The sequence below is a fragment of the Dyella halodurans genome (assembly GCF_026283925.1).
In the GTDB taxonomy this organism is placed as follows: domain Bacteria; phylum Pseudomonadota; class Gammaproteobacteria; order Xanthomonadales; family Rhodanobacteraceae; genus Dyella; species Dyella halodurans.
The window spans coordinates 359,287-377,902 of sequence record NZ_JAPDPF010000005.1 but is presented as its reverse complement, the minus strand read 5'-3'; the positions used below and the strand labels follow the sequence as shown (position 1 = coordinate 377,902).

The 18,616-nt window shown below is 65.6% G+C and carries 15 protein-coding genes; 4 read left to right on the top strand and 11 right to left on the bottom strand.

Features of this window, described 5'->3' with window-relative positions:
* Positions 1 to 226: 226 nt before the first annotated feature.
* The 4 genes from OUZ49_RS12555 to OUZ49_RS12540 all read right to left on the bottom strand — a co-directional run bounded on the left by OUZ49_RS12555 (position 227) and on the right by OUZ49_RS12540 (position 3,754).
* On the bottom strand, positions 227 to 997 hold the full coding sequence (locus tag OUZ49_RS12555) for a glycosyltransferase family 2 protein (RefSeq protein WP_266150764.1): 771 nt from the start codon (positions 995 to 997) through the stop codon (positions 227 to 229).
* Positions 994 to 2,268 (bottom strand): O-antigen ligase family protein, encoded by a 1,275-nt coding sequence (locus OUZ49_RS12550; RefSeq protein ID WP_266150763.1) that lies wholly within the window; start codon positions 2,266 to 2,268, stop codon positions 994 to 996. Before OUZ49_RS12550 ends, OUZ49_RS12555 begins: the two co-directional genes overlap by 4 nt.
* Before the next feature lie 56 nt (positions 2,269 to 2,324).
* The gene (locus OUZ49_RS12545; protein ID WP_266150762.1) at positions 2,325 to 3,449 is read right to left on the bottom strand and encodes a glycosyltransferase; all 1,125 of its coding nucleotides are present in this window, start codon (positions 3,447 to 3,449) and stop codon (positions 2,325 to 2,327) included.
* Between the two features lie 98 nt (positions 3,450 to 3,547).
* Entirely contained in the window at positions 3,548 to 3,754 is a 207-nt protein-coding gene (locus OUZ49_RS12540; protein WP_266150761.1) for a zinc-finger domain-containing protein, read from the bottom strand.
* A 301-nt stretch (positions 3,755 to 4,055) separates the two neighbouring features.
* Between OUZ49_RS12540 and OUZ49_RS12535 the strand changes: the two genes are divergently transcribed.
* Positions 4,056 to 5,234 carry a Yip1 family protein gene (locus OUZ49_RS12535; protein WP_266150760.1) on the top strand — a complete coding sequence of 393 codons (1,179 nt, stop codon included), beginning with the start codon at positions 4,056 to 4,058 and terminating at the stop codon, positions 5,232 to 5,234.
* A gap of 65 nt (positions 5,235 to 5,299) precedes the next feature.
* Here OUZ49_RS12535 and OUZ49_RS12530 read toward each other — a convergent pair whose 3' ends face one another.
* Both OUZ49_RS12530 and OUZ49_RS12525 read right to left on the bottom strand, forming a co-directional pair.
* Positions 5,300 to 5,893, bottom strand: coding sequence for a YceI family protein (locus tag OUZ49_RS12530; RefSeq protein ID WP_266150759.1), 594 nt, complete (start codon positions 5,891 to 5,893; stop codon positions 5,300 to 5,302).
* 58 nt (positions 5,894 to 5,951) lie between these two features.
* Complete coding sequence (locus OUZ49_RS12525; protein ID WP_266150758.1) at positions 5,952 to 6,545, bottom strand: malonic semialdehyde reductase; 594 nt, start codon at positions 6,543 to 6,545, stop codon at positions 5,952 to 5,954.
* Between the two features lie 135 nt (positions 6,546 to 6,680).
* Here OUZ49_RS12525 and OUZ49_RS12520 point away from each other — a divergent pair, with 135 nt between their 5' ends.
* Positions 6,681 to 7,667, top strand: coding sequence for a mitochondrial fission ELM1 family protein (locus OUZ49_RS12520; protein WP_266150757.1), 987 nt, complete (start codon positions 6,681 to 6,683; stop codon positions 7,665 to 7,667).
* Positions 7,668 to 7,679: 12 nt separating this feature from the next.
* Here the strand turns inward: OUZ49_RS12520 and glnE are convergent, their stop codons facing one another.
* Entirely contained in the window at positions 7,680 to 10,520 is a 2,841-nt protein-coding gene (glnE, locus tag OUZ49_RS12515) for a bifunctional [glutamate--ammonia ligase]-adenylyl-L-tyrosine phosphorylase/[glutamate--ammonia-ligase] adenylyltransferase (RefSeq protein ID WP_266150812.1), read from the bottom strand.
* A 207-nt stretch (positions 10,521 to 10,727) separates the two neighbouring features.
* Here glnE and OUZ49_RS12510 point away from each other — a divergent pair, with 207 nt between their 5' ends.
* Both OUZ49_RS12510 and OUZ49_RS12505 read left to right on the top strand, forming a co-directional pair.
* Positions 10,728 to 12,623 (top strand): LTA synthase family protein, encoded by a 1,896-nt coding sequence (locus OUZ49_RS12510; protein WP_266150756.1) that lies wholly within the window; start codon positions 10,728 to 10,730, stop codon positions 12,621 to 12,623.
* A gap of 232 nt (positions 12,624 to 12,855) precedes the next feature.
* Entirely contained in the window at positions 12,856 to 13,128 is a 273-nt protein-coding gene (locus tag OUZ49_RS12505; protein ID WP_266150755.1) for a hypothetical protein, read from the top strand.
* A gap of 98 nt (positions 13,129 to 13,226) precedes the next feature.
* On the opposite strand, the gene OUZ49_RS12500 is transcribed toward OUZ49_RS12505, so the two are convergent.
* From OUZ49_RS12500 to OUZ49_RS12485, 4 genes are all read right to left on the bottom strand, one after another.
* A complete protein-coding gene (locus OUZ49_RS12500) occupies positions 13,227 to 15,614 on the bottom strand; it encodes a TonB-dependent siderophore receptor (protein ID WP_266150754.1) in 2,388 nt (795 codons plus the stop codon).
* A 191-nt stretch (positions 15,615 to 15,805) separates the two neighbouring features.
* Complete coding sequence (locus OUZ49_RS12495; RefSeq protein ID WP_266150753.1) at positions 15,806 to 16,798, bottom strand: FecR family protein; 993 nt, start codon at positions 16,796 to 16,798, stop codon at positions 15,806 to 15,808.
* Positions 16,795 to 17,352 (bottom strand): RNA polymerase sigma factor, encoded by a 558-nt coding sequence (locus OUZ49_RS12490; protein WP_266150752.1) that lies wholly within the window; start codon positions 17,350 to 17,352, stop codon positions 16,795 to 16,797. Before OUZ49_RS12490 ends, OUZ49_RS12495 begins: the two co-directional genes overlap by 4 nt.
* Positions 17,340 to 18,599 carry a VirK/YbjX family protein gene (locus OUZ49_RS12485; protein ID WP_266150751.1) on the bottom strand — a complete coding sequence of 420 codons (1,260 nt, stop codon included), beginning with the start codon at positions 18,597 to 18,599 and terminating at the stop codon, positions 17,340 to 17,342. Before OUZ49_RS12485 ends, OUZ49_RS12490 begins: the two co-directional genes overlap by 13 nt.
* Positions 18,600 to 18,616 lie beyond the last annotated feature (17 nt).

The following is an 18,616-nucleotide window of genomic DNA, read 5'->3' as shown; positions in this document are numbered from 1 at the left end:
CATGTAGGCGGCTCGCATGCGCAAGATGTTTCGCCATTCGTCGCCGGGCGACTCTGATCCAGGGATATTGGCCCAGCGGCGCGCTTTACCCGGCAGGAAAGGAATTTCGCCACAGCAAGAAATTGCCTTGCCACCAGACCACTTTCTAAATGGTCACTGAACAACACTGCTCGCTATCGCCGGTGATATTGCGTCATTGGCGAACTGGGACCGCACTCACCGCGCTTCAGTGTGGATCTTTGCGTGCCGCCTGCTCACGCGCTTCGTGTAGCTTGGCGTACTTGAGAAACGCATAAAACGCGCCCGTCGCGCTGGCGATGAAGCCCGCCCATCCGTCCAGGAAGTAGCGCTTCACGAGGTACTGCCGCAGAAAATACACCGGCGGGTAGAACACCATGCGCAGGCCGGTGTAGCGCTGCTTCCTGCGCAACTTATGCGCCACCATGCTGCTGGTATAGCGGTTGATCTTGTCCATCCGCGTGGTGATGTCGCGATCGCCGTCATTGATGAAGTCCGCGCGCCACAAGGTCTTGACCGGCCCGTCCACCTCAACCGCCGCATGCACCTCGACATCGTTCATGCGGCCGCGCCGGCGATCAAACAGGCGTAGCAGTCCATTGCGACGGCCGCGCCGGTGCTGCACGGTCCAGAACAGGCGCTCGCGACGCGGCAGACGGAAACCCGCATAGCGCGGCGCCACCAGGGCCTGCTCGATGACCTCGCGGGTTCCGGGCGAGAGAAGCTCGTCCGCATCGAGATTCAACACCCAGTCGTGGCTGGCCATGTCGTAGGCGCGCTGTTTCTGCGGGCCAAAGTCGTCGAAGGGATGGACGGCCACGCGGGCCCCGTGGCGCCTGGCGATATCCACGGTGTCATCGGTGGAACCCGAATCCAGCACCAGGATCTCGTCCGCCCAGTCGACGCCAGTGAGGCAGGCCTCCAGCGTCCCGCCATTGTTGTAGGTGATCACCACGACCGACAGCGGTTCACGCTTCATGCCCGGACGTCCCCGTGCGCTGCGTTCGGCTGCACGTAGAGCGCCGCACACCAAAGCCCGAGCAACCAGGCAAACAGCAAGCCCCACCAGGCGGAATAGAAGGCCAAATGCGTATTGAGCGGGAACAGCATGACGCCCAGCGCCAGGCTGACAGGAAAAGCCCGTGCGCGCGCCTGCGCGCCAACACGTCGCCACGCGGCCACCGCCATGCCGATGGCGCCCAGCCACAGCAACAGGCCGAGCGTGCCGGTTTCCGTGAGCACTTCCAGCACCCAGTGATGCGCATGGCAGGCACCCTCGCCCTCGCCGCAGCTCTCGGCGACGACGAAGTGATCATTGGCCGGCGCGAACGCCGGATAGGCAAAGCGGTAAGCACGCACGCCCACGCCATTGATCGGGTGCGCCTTGAACATCGCCACGCTGGTGCGCCAGATATCCAGGCGTCCGCTGAGGGCGGTGTCGACGGACTGATCGGAACCGTGGAGCGCCTGCAGGCTGCGCTCCATGCGCAACTGGAAGCGATCGGAGGTTTTCCAGGCGACACCACCTGCAAGACCCATCAAGGCCATGCCGACTGCGACGATGGCGAGAAAACGCAGCGGCGTCCGCGCAAGGTGCCAGGCAAAACCCAGCATCACCAGGGCATAGCACAGCCACGACGCCCGCGAACCCGACAACAGCACCGGCACCAGCAACAACAGGAAAGCCGCCAGCAGCCCCTTGCTTCCTCCGTGCCGGTGGGCAGCCCACAGCACGAATGGCGACAACACCGCCAGCGTGGGACCCAGCTTGAGATTGGTGGCGCCAAAGATGCCCGAGATGCGCTCGGCATCAGCATGTCCACCCAGGCTCCAGCCCGTCAACGCCTGCACCCAGGCATCCAGTGCCCACAGGCCCACGACCACGGCAACCGCCGTATACAGTGCGCTGAGCTTCTCTTCGCGGCGGATCGCAAAACAGGCATACAGCCCCAGCGGCACGTAACGCAGCAAGGCCGCCACCGTCGACCAGCTCTTGCCCGGCGCCAGCGAGTCGACCGCCGACAACAAGGCCGCACCCACGTAGGCACCCAGCAACCACAACAGCAGCCTGGCGCCCGCATGTTCACGCAACGCAGAAGGATGGCGGGCAAACAGCAGGACGACGCCGACCAGACACAGGAAGGTGCCCAGCTCCGAGCTGCGTCCAAGCGACAGCAAGGCGATCACCAGCCAGAACGGCAGCAGGGGCGAGCGCAGGGCGGCCTTGAGTGAAACGGTGAGTGAACTCATGCAGACGTCAGGTGATCATGGCTCACGCATTGTAGGTGAGCCACGAACCGCAACTATCAGGCGGTCAGTTCGTCGTAGAGCGCCAACGTAGCCTGTTGCATGTCGGTCAACCGATAGCTTTGCAGCATCGGGATGGGAGGTGCCACGCGCAGCAATTCGGCGGCACGTTCGACCAGGCGCTCGCGGTCGGCCACCGGCACACGACCAGCCGGATACAGCTCGGCCAACAACTCACCGACGCCACCATGCGCATAGCCCAGCACCGGGCGGCACAGCGACAGCGCCTCGATCACGGTGCGCCCGAACGATTCGGGCTTGTTGGACAGTTGCAGCACCAGGGACGAGATGGCATAGATGTCGCGCACGTCGCTGCGCGGCGGGGTCAGCACCACCTGCGACTCCAGGCCACGGGCGCGGATCAGCTGGCGCAGTTCCTCGATATAGGCGTCACGCCCGGGCTCGATCACGCCAAGCAGCAACAGGCGCGCATCAATACCGCGACGCTTCAGTTCGCTCAGCAGCTCGACCGCATCGTGGTGCCCCTTCAGCCGCGTGCCACGACCGGGCAAGGTCAGCAATGGCGCGCCCGCGAGTGCCGGGAACTCGGCGAAAAAGGCCTTCCGCCACATGTCGTCGGGGCGATGGCCGTACGGAAACGCATCCGGATCGATACCACGAGGTATCACCCGCACCCGCGCCGGCTCCAGCCACGGGTAGTGGCTGAGCATGAAATCTCGCAGGGTCTGCGACACCGCGATCACCCGCTCGCCACGCAACAGGATCGCGCTATAGCGACCCGGCGAATTGAGCCCGTGAACGGTAGTCACGAAATGGGGCTTCGGCTTGAGGCCCTTGATGGCCCACCAGGCCATCCACGCCGGCAGCCGCGAACGGGCATGCACGATATCGGGCTTGAGCTCGCGCAGCAGCCGCCGGAGTTCACCCATTTTCATGAGCGTACTCAAGGATTTGCGGCCCACGTCCAGGACGATGTGACGGCTACCTTCGGCTTCCAGCTGCGGCACCATGCGGCCGCCCGCCGAGATCACGACGGACTGGTGGCCAGCCTTGACCAGCGCCCGCGCGATTTCCAGCGCAGAACGCTCCGCCCCGCCCGAATCGAGGCCGGGGATCAGCTGAACGACGGTCAGTGACCTGGCTGGGGTGGCGACTGCTGACATGATTTGTTCAAAAGGTGCCTTCATCCCTGATAGGCAAGCAGCAATCGTGCCTAAATCGGCTCTCGCGAGGATTTATGGGTTCGATCGGGACCGAGGACTTAGTCCCGCAGGACGTAATGTGCGCCGCAATAAGGACATGTGGACTCGCCACCATCCTCGACAATCGGCAGATAGACCTTCGGATGGGAATTCCAAAGCGCCATACCGGGCATCGGACAGGAAAGCGGAAGGTCCGCGCGCGTCACTTCATAACGATTTTCGGCATTCGCCGGGATCAATGCGGCAGCCGCAGGGGAACGCGACATGGGGGAAAACTCCATCAAGGCACCGGGTCCGCCATGTTAACAGGCCTCCCTGGTGAACATGGGGCCTGCCCACCCTTCCCGTGCCACCCACGCAAGCCGAAGGGCATAGCCCATGCGACGAATGGGAGCCAATCTACGACAGGCTGAGAATCCAGCGGAGCGCTGTCCGGCCTGTGCAGAGGCAGCAGAAACCCAGCTGCGCCCAGCGGCCGGGCCGGTCGCTTCGGCTGATGTTTCCATCCACCCGCCGATGACCCATTCGGGGCACCGCCCATCGACCGCCTAGTCAGGAAGGATAGTCATGGACCTCGGAAACCTGCTCGCCCGGATCAAAGCCATCCTGACCACGCCGCAAACCGAATGGCCGGTGATTGCCGGCGAGCCGGCCACGGTGCATGGCCTCTATCGCAACTACATCCTGATCGTGGCGGCGCTCCCGGTGATCGCCCACTTCATCCGCCACAGCCTGATCGGCTACGGCGGCTGGGGCATGCATCTGCGTACGCCGGTGGGCATCGGCCTGCTTGGCATGGTCGTGTACTACCTGTTGAGCCTGGCGGTGACCTATTTAGTCGCCCTGCTCGTCGATGCCATGGCACCCATGTTTGGCGGCCAGAAAGATCCGGTGCAGGCCCTGAAGACGGTGGCCTATGCGTGGACGGCCGGCTGGGTCGGCGGCATCGCGGTGATCATTCCGTGGCTGGGCTGGCTGGTCGCGCTGGCAAGCCTGATCTATGGCATTTACCTGCTCTACCTGGGCTTGCCGCATACCATGCGCTGCCCTGCAGACAAGGCGGCTGGCTATACCGCCGTCACGGTCATCATCACCATCGTGCTGATCTGGATCGTCAGCTTGATCGTGGCGGCCTTGATTGGAACCGCGGCGCTTACCGGCGCCAGGATGGGCAGCATGCAACTCGGTGGCGATTCCCGCCACGCCGCGACCGAGGCAAGCAGCACGACGGCCGCTCAGGCCAGCAAGGCCCTCGAGGCCGTGCAGAAGCCCGTCGACAACCACGTGCAGTCATTGCCGACCGATACCATCAAGACCTTCCTGCCCGATACGCTCGCCGGCATGAAGCGGCAAGACCTGTCCGCCGAGCGCAACAGCACGGTGGGCATGCAGCTCACCTCGGCCCGTGCCAACTACAGCGACGACCATGGCCACAACGTGCGCCTGGAAGTGGGCGATACCGGCAGCATGCGGGGCATGATGGCCGCCGCCAGCGCGCTGGCGCCGGACTCCGAGCAGCAGACCGAGCACGGCTACGAGAAGACCTATACCAGCCAGGGACGCCTGATCCACGAGGCCTGGAACAACGACACCCACAGCGGCGAATATGGCGTCATCGTGGCCCAGCGTTTCGCGGTCAAGGCCAGCGGCAATGCGGAGAGCATCGACCAGCTGAAGCAGGTGGTGAACGGGGTCGATCTGGGCAAGCTCGAATCGCTCAAGAACGCAGGCACGACGGCGAACTGATCGGCGCAGCGCCCACCAAAAAGCCCGCGCCGTCCCTGGCGCGGGCTTTGCGTCCGCGGCAGCGCTTACTTTGCGGCGACGGCCTTCGGCACCGAAGCCTCGGTGGTGATGCGCACCTGGATCTCGTCGCTGACGTTCGGCACATAGGCGCCCACGCCGAAATCCGAACGCTTCAGGGTGGCGGTGGCGTCGAAGCCCACCGTCTGCACCTTCATCATCGGATGCATGCCGCTCTTGTTGAGCGTGGCGTCGAGCACCACCGGCTTGGTCACGCCATGAACGGTCAGGTCGCCGGTGACTTTGTACTTGTTAGCGCCCGCCGGCTCCACCTTGGTGCTCTTGAAGGTGATGACGGCAAACTTGTCGGCGTCGAAGAAATCCGGCTTCTTCAGGTGCTCGTCCAGCGCACTGACGTGCGTATCGAGATTGGCCAGCGGCAAGGTCACGTCCACCGACGACTTGGCCGGATCCTTTTCGTCGAACACGATCGTGCCGTTGCCCAGACCAAGGGCAGCGGTCGGGTTGGAGAAGCCGAAGTGGTTCCAGCTGAACAGCACCTGGGTGTGGTGCGGGTCCATCTGGTAGGTCACCGGGGCGGCCTGGGCGGTGACGGCTGCGCCGAGCAGGCCAGCTAGAACGAGATAACGGAATGCACGCATGAATCTGATCTCCAAAGGGGTTGGGGAATGCACTTCATCGACTGCGAGTACGCGGTACTCAGACGATCCGGCAGGCTTCGTCGAACGAAAGTCGAGGACTGCGCGGAAACAGGTCTCGGCTGGCATCGCCATAGCCGATGTTGATCAGGAAATTGGCGCGGATCGTGGTGCCCGCGAAGAACGCCGCGTCCACGCCGGCGGCATCGAAGCCGGACATCGGGCCACAATCGAGGCCGAGCGCGCGCGCGGCAATGATCACGTAGGCGCCTTGCAGGGTACCGTTGCGGAACGCGGTGACGTCGATCAGCGGCTGGTTGTCGACGAACCAGCTGCGTGCGTCGGCATGCGGAAACAATTGCGGCAGCTTTTCGTAGAACGCGTGGTCGGTGGCGACGATGGCGGTGACCGGCGCCGCCATGGTCTTGGCCCGATTGCCTTCGGACAGGAACGGCGAGAGCTTTTCCTTCGCTTCCTTCGACTTCATGAAGATCAGCCGCATGGGCGAAGAATTCGCGCTGGTCGGCCCGAACTTGGCGAGCTCATACAGCGCGTGCAGTTGCGCGTCGCTGACGTCTTTCGGCAGCCAGGCATTGAAGGTCCGGGCACTGCGGAACAACTGGTCGAGGGCGGCCTCGGAAAGCATCTCGCTCATGGGTATCCTTGTGATCGTGGCACGCCCTACTTGGCGCAACTGCGCACAGTGTAAGGGCGGGCGCGAGTAAACAGGACCCCGGCGAATGGAACGTACTGTGCTGTTTCGAGAAACAATGCCCTGGGCGCGACGTGCATGGTGAAGCAGTACGGCGACTGCTGGGTGATCACCGACAGCGCCAGCGGAAACCAGCGGCAGGCCCTGGCATTGGCCAACTTGCTCGGCATGCCCGTACGCCACCTGCAGCTCGAACCACGCGCGCCGTGGTCCTGGCTGGCTCCCCGCCTCGGCCTGGGCGCAAGCATCGCGCTCTCCGACACCCAGCGGCGGCAGTTTGCCCCGCCCTGGCCCACCGTCGCCATCGGCTGCGGGCGAATATCGGCACTGTATACCCGCCTGCTGCGACCGCTGAGCCAAGGTCACTGCTACACGGTGCAGATCCTGGACCCGCGCATGGATGCGTCGCACTGGGACACCGTCATTGCCCCGCAACACGACGGACTGGCAGGGCCGAATGTGCTGCGTCCGTTGGGATCGCTCAACCCGGTCGACGACGGCTGGCTCGAAGACGGTCGCGAGGCCAATCCCGCCTTCGTCGATCTGCCACGCCCGCGTGTCGGCGTCTTGCTGGGCGGGCCCCGCAAGGGCATCGCACTGGATGCTGGCTACGTCGAGGAACTGATGGCGAAACTGCTGGCGCGCCAGCGCGTCGAAGGCGGCAGCCTGCTGGTGCTGGCGTCACGGCGCACGCCATCGGCGCTGGGCGAGGTGATGCGCGATCGCCTCGCCAGCGTGCCTGGCCTGACCTGGACCGGCCCGGACGATGGCGGCAACCCCTATCCGGGCGTGCTCGGCTGGGCCGATCGCCTCGTGGTCACGCCCGATTCGGTCAACATGCTGTCCGAAGCCTGCGCCGTCGGCTGCGCCGTGCATACCCTGGTCAGGTCACCGCTACCGGCAAAAATCGAACGTTTCCACCGTGCACTGCGCGCAGCTGGGCGCCTGCATGGGCTCGATGACGTGGCCGCACCGCCGCCACAACCCCTGCGCGAAACCGGGGCCATAGCCGCCACCCTGTGCCAGCGCATCGCGGCGCACCAGCTGCCATCGCCAACGCCGTGAGGGCTGGCGCGGTCAGAACGCGAAACCCAGTTCCAGCGTGATCGCGGTTACCCCGCTGCACAGTCGATCCAGCTCGGCGTCGCGCGGCGCAATGCGCGAGCGCAGGTCGAGCGTGCAGGCAAGCGCGCGATGCAGCAGCTCGGCATGGGCTTCGGCGAACATGGCCGCCTGGCGACCGTCGAGCAGGCCCGCCTGGCGGCATGCCTCGATCAGGCCCGCATTGGCGGTGATGTTGAGCAGGGCCGGCTGTTCGGCCGCATGCGCCAGCACCAGGCCTTGCAAGGCGAACTCGATATCGAGCAGACCGCCCGGCCCCTGCTTGAGATCCAGCTGCGCGGCATCGGAGCGATCGCGCTCGGCGCGCCAGCGCTGGCGCATGCTGCTGACCTCCTGCAACACCGCGGCACGATCGCGCGGTGCCGCCAGTACGTCGCGCCGCACGGCCGCCAGCTCGGCGTGCAGGGCGGCATCTCCCGCCACCGGCCGCGCCCGCAGCAGGGCCTGGTGCTCCCATGTCCACGCGCGACTCTTCTGGTAGCCGGTGAACGACTCCAGGCTGCTTACCAGCAAGCCTTTGGAGCCGTCCGGACGCAGGCGCGTGTCCACTTCATACAGACGCCCCGCGCGCGTGAGTACGGTGAGCCAGTTCATCACTCTCTGCGCCAGCCGCTGGTACCAACGCGAGCCTTCCAGCGGTCGCGCGCCGTCGCTCATCAGGTGCGCGCGCTTGCCGTCGTAGACGAATACCAGATCCAGGTCGGACGCAAAGCCGAGTTCCTCGCCGCCCAGGCTGCCGTAGCCGAGCACGGCGAAACCGGTCCCCGCGCCGGCCAAGCGGCCATGCTGCGCGACCAGCTCGCGCTCGGCCAGCGCGGTCACCGCCAGCACGATCGACTCGGCCAGCACCGCCAGGCGGCGCGCCGTGGCCACGGCATCGGCGCGTCCGTCGTTGAAGGCCAGGCCGAGGCGAAACGCGACACTCGCCTTGAATTCGTTGAGACGCTCAAGTTCCGCTTCGGCCTCGCGCTCGTCCAGGGTGGCGAGCACGCGGCTGATTTCGGCGCCGATATCCGCGCGTTTGAGCGGCAGCTGATCGATGCGCGGGTCGAGCACATCGTCCAGCAGCAATGGCTGGGCAATCACGCGCTCGGCAAGAAAAGCGCTCTCGGCGAACAAGCGGGCGAGTCGCAGGCGCGCCGCAGGCTGTTCCTCCAGCAAGGCCAGGTAGGACGAACGACGCGCCACCGCCTGCACCAGGCGGCACAAGCGCAGCAGACAAGCTGCCGGCGCGGCGCTGTCGCGCGCGACGGCCAGCAACTGCGGCATGAGGCGGTCGAGCTGCTCGCGCGAACGTTGCGACATGGCGCGCACCGAGGCCGCCTGCGACAGCTTTTGCACGGCTTCGGCCACCTCGGTGCCGGGCGTGAAACCCGAGGCCTCCATGGCACCGGCATTGAGCGTCTCCGCACAGGCCTGCTGCCACAGGGCGACATCTGCCACCGGCGCGCTGGCCGTGCGACCGCCTTGGGGCATCAGCGCTTCGGCGAACTCCTCGCTGACATGGGCGCGATGCTGGGCCAGCTGCAGCTCCAGTTCTTCCCAGCTGGCATGACCGAGTCCCAGCGCGATGCGCTCGCGGCTCAACGCGTCCTCGGGAATATCGTGCGTCTGTGCATCACGCAACATCTGCACGCGATTTTCCACGCGGCGCAGGAAGATGTACGCCTCGCGCAATGCGCGCGCCTGCGCCATGCTGATGTGGCCGCGCGCCTCACAAGCAGCGAGCGCGGGCAGCAGGCCGCGCACGCGCAGGCTGGGCTCGCGGCCACCGCGAATCAGCTGCACCAGTTGCACGACGAACTCGATTTCGCGGATGCCTCCCGGCCCCAGCTTGAGATTGTCGGCGAGATCCTTGCGCGCCACCTCGGCGTCGATCAGCGCCTTCATCTCGCGCAGGCCGGCGAACGCGGTGTAGTCGAGATAGCGGCGATAGACGAACGGCCGCAGCAGCTCCTGCAGCTGCTTGCCGCCATGGCGATCGCCCGCCACTGGGCGCGCCTTGATCCAGGCATAGCGCTCCCAGTCGCGCCCCTCGCTCTGGTAATACTGCTCCATGGCCGAGAAGGGCAGCGCCAGGCGCCCGGCATTGCCGAAGGGTCGCAGGCGCAGATCCACGCGGGCGCAGATGCCATCCATGGTCGGTTCGTTGAGCAGGCGCACAAGCTGACGCGCCAGCCGCACGAAGTACTCGCTATTGTCGAGCGAGCGCGCACCGTCGCTCTGCCCGCCATGCGGATAGGCCAATACCAGGTCGATATCGGACGAGAAGTTCAGCTCACTGCCACCGAGCTTGCCGAAGCCGACCACGACCATGCGCTGCAGCACGCCATCGTGACTACGGCTATGGCCATAGCGCGCGGCCATGGCGCGTTCCGACCAACTGAGCGAGGCACCCAGCAGGACTTCATACAGCACGCTGGTGGCGGACAGCGTCTCGGGCAGTTCGTCCAGGCCATTGACGTCGCGAAACACCAGCCGCAACGCCTCCGCATGGCGAAAACGCCGCAGCTCCATGAGGCAGGTCGCCTCATCCTCAGTCAGCTTCAGGGCGTCGATGCGCGCGCTCGCGTCACTGCCCGCGCGCAGTCGCTCCAGGCCTTGCGGCGCCAGCAGTTGCGGCTGACGGAACCAGGTATCGAAGGCAAAATCGCTGGCCAGCAGGGTTCGCCGGATGCGCTCGGCGACACCGGCGTCATCGTGCAATGGCACGCCCATGGTGCGGCAACGGGCAGCCAGTTCAGCGTAGCGATCGTCGATCAGCGCTCGTAGCGCGGGAGATTCCAGGGCAGGCATCGGCGCATTGTGCCGTAGTAGCGCGCTGGCTGCCGACACCCCGGCAAGCGGGCCGCCCGCGTCGGGCGACACCCACCGTCACCCCTTGGCTCTGTGCGCCGATTCCTACGCAAGCAGCCGGCCCACCGCGCTGCATGATTCGTTCATATCCAGGTCGTTACATTGCGATGTCCGAGCCATGACAGCCATCAGCAGGACGCCGTGACCATGTCAGCGACTCCGCCCGCGCCCGGTGCGCGCTCCCTTTGTGTTCGCCTGGCCGTGCCAGCCGTGCTGGCCTTGGTGTTCACGCTGTTGACCGGCCTCGTGGACGGCGGCGTGGGGGTGAGCCCTGCGCAAGCGCTGGACCAACCCAACTTCCTGCTCGCCAACGCGCTGCCCGGCCTGCTGCTGGCGGCGTTTTTGCTGGTGCTCAGTCGACGCGCGCTGCTGTCGTTCGGCCTCGCCTTCGTGCTGCAGATGCTGGTCTACGGCATCAACCGCCTGAAGGTGATCCACCTGAGCACGCCGCTGATGCCGGCCGACTTCCACATGGTCGGCCAGTTGCGCCGTGGCGGGCTGGCCTTGCTGGGCAGCTACCTGCCCGCCACTCCCTGGCCTTATCTGGGCGTGCTTGGCGCGCTCATCGTGATGGTGATCGCCTGGCGTATCGAGCCGCCGCTGTTCGCGCGGCACACACGTGGCAAGCGGCTGCTGTCGGGCCTGGGCTTGCTTGCCTTGCTGGCCACCTTGTTCGCCGGCATGCCGGGCTGGCAGAAGATCTATGGCGGCGGCCACCTATGGCTGGAACCGTGGTCGGCTGCGGCGACCGCCGAGCATTCCGGCCTGATCAGCTCCTTGCTGATGTTTCACCTACAGCAGGGCCATGCCCGCAGGCATGCCGACGCGACGGCCGCGCAGCGGCTGATCCAGGGTTCCGATGTCGCCTTGCGCGCACGCCTGCAGCCGGCATCGCAACAGCTGGGGGAAACGCCGGATATCGTCGTCGTGCAAAGCGAGTCGTTCTTCGATCCTTCCATCATGAAGGGTTATGAGCACGCCGACCTCATACCCAATCTGCGGCGGCTCGCCGCGCAGGGTGAGAGCGGCCCCCTGCATGTTCCCACCTTTGGTGGCGGCACCATTCGCACCGAGTTCGAAGTACTGACCGGGCTCTCGTTGCGCTACTTCGACGATCTGCAATTTCCCTATCTGCAGATGAACAACAAGGTCGTGCCGAGCATGGTGCGCACGTTGCGCGCCCACGGCTACGAAACGATCGCCTTGCATGGCAATGATCCGGGCTTCTGGAATCGCCGCACGGCATTCCGCGCCATCGGCTTCGACCGTTTCGAATCGGGTGAGGCGTTTCCCGCCGAGGCCGCCACGGACGGCCAGTACATGGCCGACAGCGCCATGTCCGACGCGATCATGGCCCAGCTCAAGGACGTCGGGCCGCCGCAGTTCCTGTTCGCCATCAGCATCGAGGCGCACGGGCCTTACGACATCACGCCCACGGACGTCGCCGCGCGCGACGCCATTGCCGTACCAGCCGGCGTCACCGGCACGAACAAGCGGGAGCTGCAAAACTACCTGTATCACCTGCAGCATGCCGACCGCGAGCTGGGCCGACTGGCCGACCAGCTCGCCGCGCGCGAACGCCCCACCTTGCTGTTGTTCTATGGCGACCACCTGCCCGCGCTCACCGACACGTACCACGCCACCGGCTTCGTCGATGGCCAGGACATGCTGAGCCAGGCCAGCACCTGGCTACTCGTCAACCCGCGCCATCCGAATCCGGCGAAGCAGCAGGCGCTGGCGGCGTGGATGCTGCCCGGGAGGCTGCTGGACCAGGCGGGTATCCGTGACGATGCCTACTTCGCGCTTACCCAGGTCATCGCCCCGCCGCTGGCGACGCTGACGCAAGCTCCAGGCGCGGTGCCGCAGGAACGCGAGGGTGACAGCAAGGCGGCTGACGAGGACATGGCACACGTCGCCCTCCTGCGCTTCATGGGCAAGCTGGGCCCGATGCTGCCGAAGGACGAGCGGCAGACCGTCGATGTCGGCGAGGTCGAATCCGGCATGCCGGGCGCGCCCACCGATGCGGTCGGCGCGCAGCTGTAATGGGCCGCCGTGGTTTGGACGTCCATACAATCGAGCGTGGCGGCCGTTCTCCGGGCTTTGCAAGTGGTCCACTGCACGCAACAGATGCGGCGCAAGGCGAAAATTCAGCGAACTGTCTGCTTGCTTAAGGCGGCCAGTTTCGTTCAGGTTCGGTAAGGCGAGTGGCGTCTAGCGTTGGTCCCAGCCCCGAAGCAACGTCTTCGACGGCACATCCCCATTGGAGGTTTACCTCATGCGTAAGACCATGCTTGCCGCCCTGCTCGTCACCGCTGCTTCCGTCCTGACCATGCCGGCTTTCGCCCAGACCGCCGCCGCGACCAAGACCGAAGCCAGCACGACCGCCGGCGCGACAGCGCAGGACACTGCCAAGACGGCCGACCAGACCGCCACCAAGGCGGCGGACACGGCTACCCACAAAGCCACCAAGCACACCAGCCACAAGGCCAAGGCTGCTGCGGGCGACGCCACCAAGACGGAAGCAGGCGCCAAGACCAGCGGCGAATAATCTTCCACGCCTGATCGAGCCCAAGCCCCGGGAGGCAACTCCCGGGGCTTTTTTGTGGCGCGCGGAGGCTCACTTCAGCGCGCCGGGCCAGCGCGATCCTAGAAGTCGTAAGTGCCCGTCAGCAGGAAGGTTCGCCGCGTCCGTACAGGCACAAAAGTTTCGTCGAAGTCATCCGCGTAAAGACGCCGCGCCAGCAGGTTCTTCAGTCCCAGCGTCACGCGCCAGCGATCGGAGCGATACGACACGTTGGCTCCCACTTCGGCCTGGCCGGGAATGGAGAAGTAGGTCAGGCCATCCAGGCTCTGGCCCAACGAATGACTGCGGGCCAGCACGCCGCCGGCCACGCCCCAGCCGTGCAAGGCCGCGCCCTGGAACCAGTAGCTGGCCCACAGGTTGAAGCGCTGGCGCGGGGCACCCGTCGCCGCCGTACCATCGTGGTTGCTGATCTGCGCGAAGGTATAGCTGCTGCTGATATCCAGCCCCGGCGCGAGCTGCCCTGCCAGTTCCAGCTCCGCACCACGATTGGTCTGACCGGGTCCCAGCTCGGCGAAATTCGGCGGCTGCGGCGATACCAGCACATAGCTGTGGTCGAGCATGATGCGGTACAGCGACAAGGTGAGCCGCGCACGCTGGTCGAACAGGTTGAACTTGGCCCCCGCCTCCAACTGGCGCGACAGTGCCGGCACCAGCGGTCGACCGTTTTCGCCGAGGAAGGAGACGGGCTGGAAGCCGCTGGCCATGCTGCTGTAGAGCGCGACATCAGCGGTGAGCTTGTAGACCAACCCGGCATTGGGCACCCACTTCGTGCGGCGCGGATTCCAGGGATTGCCGGCCGTGTCGACGGTGGCGACCTCGTAAGCCGCACGGCGCACGGCGGCGAGCACGTTCCAGTGCTCGCCCAGCGCGAGCTGGTCCTGCAGGAACAGGCCGCTGTCGATCGACCACGGCGTACCGCCGAGCGGGAGGTTGTCGGCCGGCTGGATCACCGACGCCACCGAGGGCAGCGGGGCGCTGGTGAACAGGTTGAACTGTGCACCGTCGTACGCATGCAGGAAATCGTCGCTGTGCCCAAGGCGCGAGCGTGAGTAGTCGAAACCGAGCGTCACCGTGTGCGTCACCTGCCCCGCGCCGAACACGCCGACGAGATCGTTCTGCAGCGAGTAGTAGGCATCGCTGTACCGGTAGGCCTCGGCAATCGGGTCGGCGTTTCCATTCGCTGCAGGGTTGTACAACGTCCAGCTCTGCTGGTCGTTTCGCTGTTGTACGTACTGGCCACGGCTGCGCCAGGCCCAGGTATCGCCCAGTTGCTGGTCGAGCAGGTAGTACAGCCGGTCTGACTGGTAGCTGGCGTAGTCACTCGGGCTGCCTGTCAGCAGGCCGAACGGCGAGGCGGACGACAAGCTGCCGTTCAACAGCACCACGTGATCGGGAATCGGCAGGCGATGGTCGATGCGCTGCACGCCAACGACGAGGTTGGTGGTGCGGCCGCGCCAGCCGACCGACGGCGCGATATACGCACTGCGCCGATGACCATAACCCTGCGGCGTGTGGTCGGCATACTCGCCGGACAACACGAGCCGATACGTCAGTCCCGGCGTGCTGCCAAGTGGGCCGGCCAGGTCCAGTCCCGCCTGCGTCTCGCCCCGCTCGCCCAGCGCATAGCTGAGCTGATGCACGGGCTCGCTTTGCGGTTGCTTGGTCGTGATATTGACCAGGCCGCCGAAACTGCCGCCCGTGGTATCGCCCAGGATCGACTGCGGTCCCTTCAGCACTTCCACCCGCTGCACGCCGACGAGCGGCGGATAATCGCCCGATCCGGCAATGCTGTTGGGCATGCCGTCAGTCAAGCCATTGCCGGTGTAGAAGCCACGAATCTGGAACAGCGGCAAACCATCCGAGCCGTCGATGTACTGCACGCCGGCGACGTTGCGCACGGCATCGGCGACAGTAAGGATCTGCTGCGAATCGATCAGGTCGCGGGTGACCACGCTGATCGATTGCGGCACGTCGATCAGATAGGCATCGTTGCGTGTCGCCAGGCTGCTGAGATCGGCCATGAAGCCCACGTCGCGATCGACCATCGCATCCGTGCGTACTGGCGCCAGCTCCTTGACCTGGGAAGCATCGGCAGCTTGCGTTGGCGAAGCAACGTCACGCGGCCTCACCACTACGGTACCGGCGTCAGTGAACTCATAGTTCAGGTCGCTGCCCTGCAACAGGCGTGACAATGCAGCTTCGACCGAATAGCTGCCGCTCACACCAGGCGAACGAAATCCGGCGACGGCACCGCCAGCGGTAAGCACCTGCACATTGGCCTGCTTGCCGAAAGCAATCAGCGCGGCCGCCAGCGATTGCGCGGGAATCGCAAATTCGACGCGTGTGTCGGCTGGCGCCGAATGCGCCACCGCCATCGCGGCGCCGGGCGCCAGCAAGGTCATCGCCATGGCGACGCTGCCGTAGAAAAGCAGCTGCGCACGCACCGTCATGGTCTCCGCTTCTCCCTAAGCGAAAACCGGCAGTGTGACATGCGTCCGGTATGTTTTGGCAGCGTATTGACGCGATGAACGATGGCTGTCGCTGACCTTGCGATGCTCAAGGTCAACATCATCAATGCATCTCACGAAGCCTGCCACCGTTGAGCAAATGCAGTCGATAGCAGCGTGCCCGCGCTGTCGCCCTAGCGGCGACTGGTGGATCCGGCGTCGGACAGAATCGTCTGCCCAGCCGCGTCGCGCACCTGCACGGGCAGCACCTGCGGCAGCGCGTGCAGCCAATCGTCAATGGCATCCGTCTTCACCGTGCCGGTGAAGGTCAGCGACTCGAGATGCGCATCTTCGATACGGACTGGCCGCACACGGTAGCGGTTGATGTTGGCGACCACGACCGCCAGCGATTCGTTGTCGAATTCCAGGCGATCGCTTTGCCAGGCCGTGGCGCGTGCCAGGTCGGTGCTCGACACACTCAAGGCGGCGCGACCGGGATCGTAGGAGACCCTTTGCCCTGCCACGGCCTCCAGGCCGTCGCCCGTGCGATCGGCGCGATTGAAGATGCGCACGCGCCCATCGGTCACCGAAATCGTCACGTGATCGCCGGTGCGCCGCACATCGAAGGCCGTGCCGACGTCGTGGATCGCCAGCTTGCCGGCATTCACCACAAACGGACGCTGGGCGTTGTGCGCGACCTGGAAGAAGGCCTCGCCTCGCGCCAGCTCCACCTGGCGATGATCCCGGCTGAATTGCGCGGTGAGCCTGGTCGCGCCACCCAGGGTCACGGTCGTGCCATCGACCAGGGTGATATCGCGCCTGGCCGCCACTTCGCTGCTGTAGACCTGTGGCGCCAGCTCGGTATTGCGCAGGGTCCACGCCGCGTAGCCACTCATCAACACCACGCCCACCAGCGCCGCCGCAGCCGCGAGCGGCAGCCAGCGTCGGCGTACGGCCTCGACCGGCGCGAACTCGGCGACGAGTTGCGCACGCGTCACTTCGCCCAGCGTGCCAAGTCGCTCAGCCAGTTCCGTGATCCATTCGAAGGCGCGCAGATGGCTGGCGTCGGCCGAGGTCCACGCCAACCACTGCTCGATGGTCTGCTCGGCAGCAGCGGGATCACGCAGACGCACCCACCAATCCGCGGCGGCGTGCAAGGTCTGCTCATTGAGAGTTTCGGCCATCATGGCATCTCCAGTTCGTCCACCCGCGCCCGGCAATGCGACAAGGCGTTGGCAACGTGATAGCGCACCATGCGCTCGCTGATTTTCATGGCGCGTGCAATAACGCCGATGTCGCAACCGTCGATGACATGCATGACGAAGGCGCGGCTGGTCTTGGCCGGCAGCTCGCGCAAGGCCTTGTGCAGGCCGTGCAACTGCTCGGTGGCCGAGGCGTGGCGTTCGGGAATCGGGGCCAGATGCACGTCCTCGACCGGCGGCTCGATCGCATGGTCATTACGTACCTTGCGCATGCGCAGGCGATCCACCGCCAGGTTCGATGCCGTCCGGAACAAATAAGCGCGCAGCGAATCCACCTGCTCCGGGTGTTCCAGCGTGAACATGCGGATATACGCCTCCTGCGCCACTTCCTGCGCATCGGAAAGCGAATTGAGGCGACATTGCAGGAACGCGACCAGGGCGCGGTTGTGATCCCGAAACAGCGCCGCGATCTGCGCGGCATGGGCGGGGACCACCGTGCTCTCGCCACGACTCCCTTCGGTTTTGACTAGCTTGTCCACGCGGCTTCCCGAGGTACGCCTGGAAGGGACGGTTTGGATTCTAACGTGGCGATGGCAGCGGGCGCGTCGACGCGCCGCGGCGCCCCGCCCAGGGCATCAGCCAACATCTGCTCGGCCTGGCGGCGCAGTTCGGCGCGGCGGCGGTGCAGCGCGCGGTGCTTGCTCGGCACTCCGGACTCGGTCCGGTGGGGCGGCGCCGCAGGCATCAGAAACCAATCCCCACTCACCGGCATACCGCCCTGCTCCCGCCAGAACCCATCGTAATCGGCGTGAAACCGGTCCCGGCCACGCAAGGGATGGCCGGCCTTGCCAACCGCCAGCAGGCGGCGGACGCCGCATTGCGCGGCAAAAGCATAAGCCAGCGTCAGCATGAGTTGCTTGGGACGCAAGCCATGCATGTGGCGCGTCAGTTCGCGCACCCGGTCACGCGCGTGCACGCCGTCCGGGCCCTGCAGACAGCCAATCGCAAGCGTCGATTCATCGATGAGGGTCATGACGAGGCGATAGAGCGGCCGCCCATCCATCTCGCTGAGCTCGATGCACAGCTCGCCCTCGCAGCCCATGAAGACGGGCGGGCGAAGGTGCAGCGCCAGCTGGCTGCCGTCTTTCAAGGTCAACTGACCGAGGGTGGCGCGCCCGCGCACATAGATGTCGTCAAACAAGGTCGCGGGCAAGCGGTGCAGCATGTGGCGGTAGTGGCACTGCAAGCTGCGCAGGCGGGCCGCCCGGTGCCAATGGCGGTTGATGAAGCGATGCAGATGGCGCTCCAGCAGGCGTGGATCGCATTTGATGCAGGCGCGCATGCGTGGATGCGCTGCGGCGAAGGCGAGAAAGCGCTGATGCTGTCGCGGCAGGGACGACGCGCGCACGAGGTATTTCGCGGCCATCACGGCGCGCTGGACGCCGTTGCCGACCCAATCGCTGCGATCCCGCAGCGACCCCAGCCACAAGGCGGGCTTGAACAGGCCATCCCTGGCTCCCGGCTCCTTCAACGGCACGGTCACGTGCGGGCGTGAGGCGCCCGCCACCACGCGCAGCTCACGCTCCAGGCTTTGCTGCGCCGCCAAGGCGCAACCGCTGGCCGCGAAAACCAGGTCCGCGTCCAGGATGTCATTCCGTGACAAGAGATTCCGTTGCTGCATGGCGCGCGATCTGCGTAGTGGCTGTGACCTCTCTACGACGTGCGGGAAAGCAAAAAGGGAAATGGATGACGAAAAAAAGTCGCCATAAAAGAAAACCCCGCACAAGGCGGGGTTTTCCGGTA

Bases quoted from the DNA above. Each gene is read 5' to 3' on its own strand.
- OUZ49_RS12555 (WP_266150764.1), bottom strand. From the start codon at position 997: ATGAAGCGTGAACCGCTGTCGGTCGTGGTGATCACCTACAACAATGGC.
- OUZ49_RS12550 (WP_266150763.1), bottom strand. From the start codon at position 2,268: ATGAGTTCACTCACCGTTTCACTCAAGGCCGCCCTGCGCTCGCCCCTG.
- OUZ49_RS12545 (WP_266150762.1), bottom strand. From the start codon at position 3,449: ATGTCAGCAGTCGCCACCCCAGCCAGGTCACTGACCGTCGTTCAGCTG.
- OUZ49_RS12540 (WP_266150761.1), bottom strand. From the start codon at position 3,754: ATGTCGCGTTCCCCTGCGGCTGCCGCATTGATCCCGGCGAATGCCGAA.
- OUZ49_RS12535 (WP_266150760.1), top strand. From the start codon at position 4,056: ATGGACCTCGGAAACCTGCTCGCCCGGATCAAAGCCATCCTGACCACG.
- OUZ49_RS12530 (WP_266150759.1), bottom strand. From the start codon at position 5,893: ATGCGTGCATTCCGTTATCTCGTTCTAGCTGGCCTGCTCGGCGCAGCC.
- OUZ49_RS12525 (WP_266150758.1), bottom strand. From the start codon at position 6,545: ATGAGCGAGATGCTTTCCGAGGCCGCCCTCGACCAGTTGTTCCGCAGT.
- OUZ49_RS12520 (WP_266150757.1), top strand. From the start codon at position 6,681: ATGGTGAAGCAGTACGGCGACTGCTGGGTGATCACCGACAGCGCCAGC.
- glnE (WP_266150812.1), bottom strand. From the start codon at position 10,520: ATGCCTGCCCTGGAATCTCCCGCGCTACGAGCGCTGATCGACGATCGC.
- OUZ49_RS12510 (WP_266150756.1), top strand. From the start codon at position 10,728: ATGTCAGCGACTCCGCCCGCGCCCGGTGCGCGCTCCCTTTGTGTTCGC.
- OUZ49_RS12505 (WP_266150755.1), top strand. From the start codon at position 12,856: ATGCGTAAGACCATGCTTGCCGCCCTGCTCGTCACCGCTGCTTCCGTC.
- OUZ49_RS12500 (WP_266150754.1), bottom strand. From the start codon at position 15,614: ATGACGGTGCGTGCGCAGCTGCTTTTCTACGGCAGCGTCGCCATGGCG.
- OUZ49_RS12495 (WP_266150753.1), bottom strand. From the start codon at position 16,798: ATGATGGCCGAAACTCTCAATGAGCAGACCTTGCACGCCGCCGCGGAT.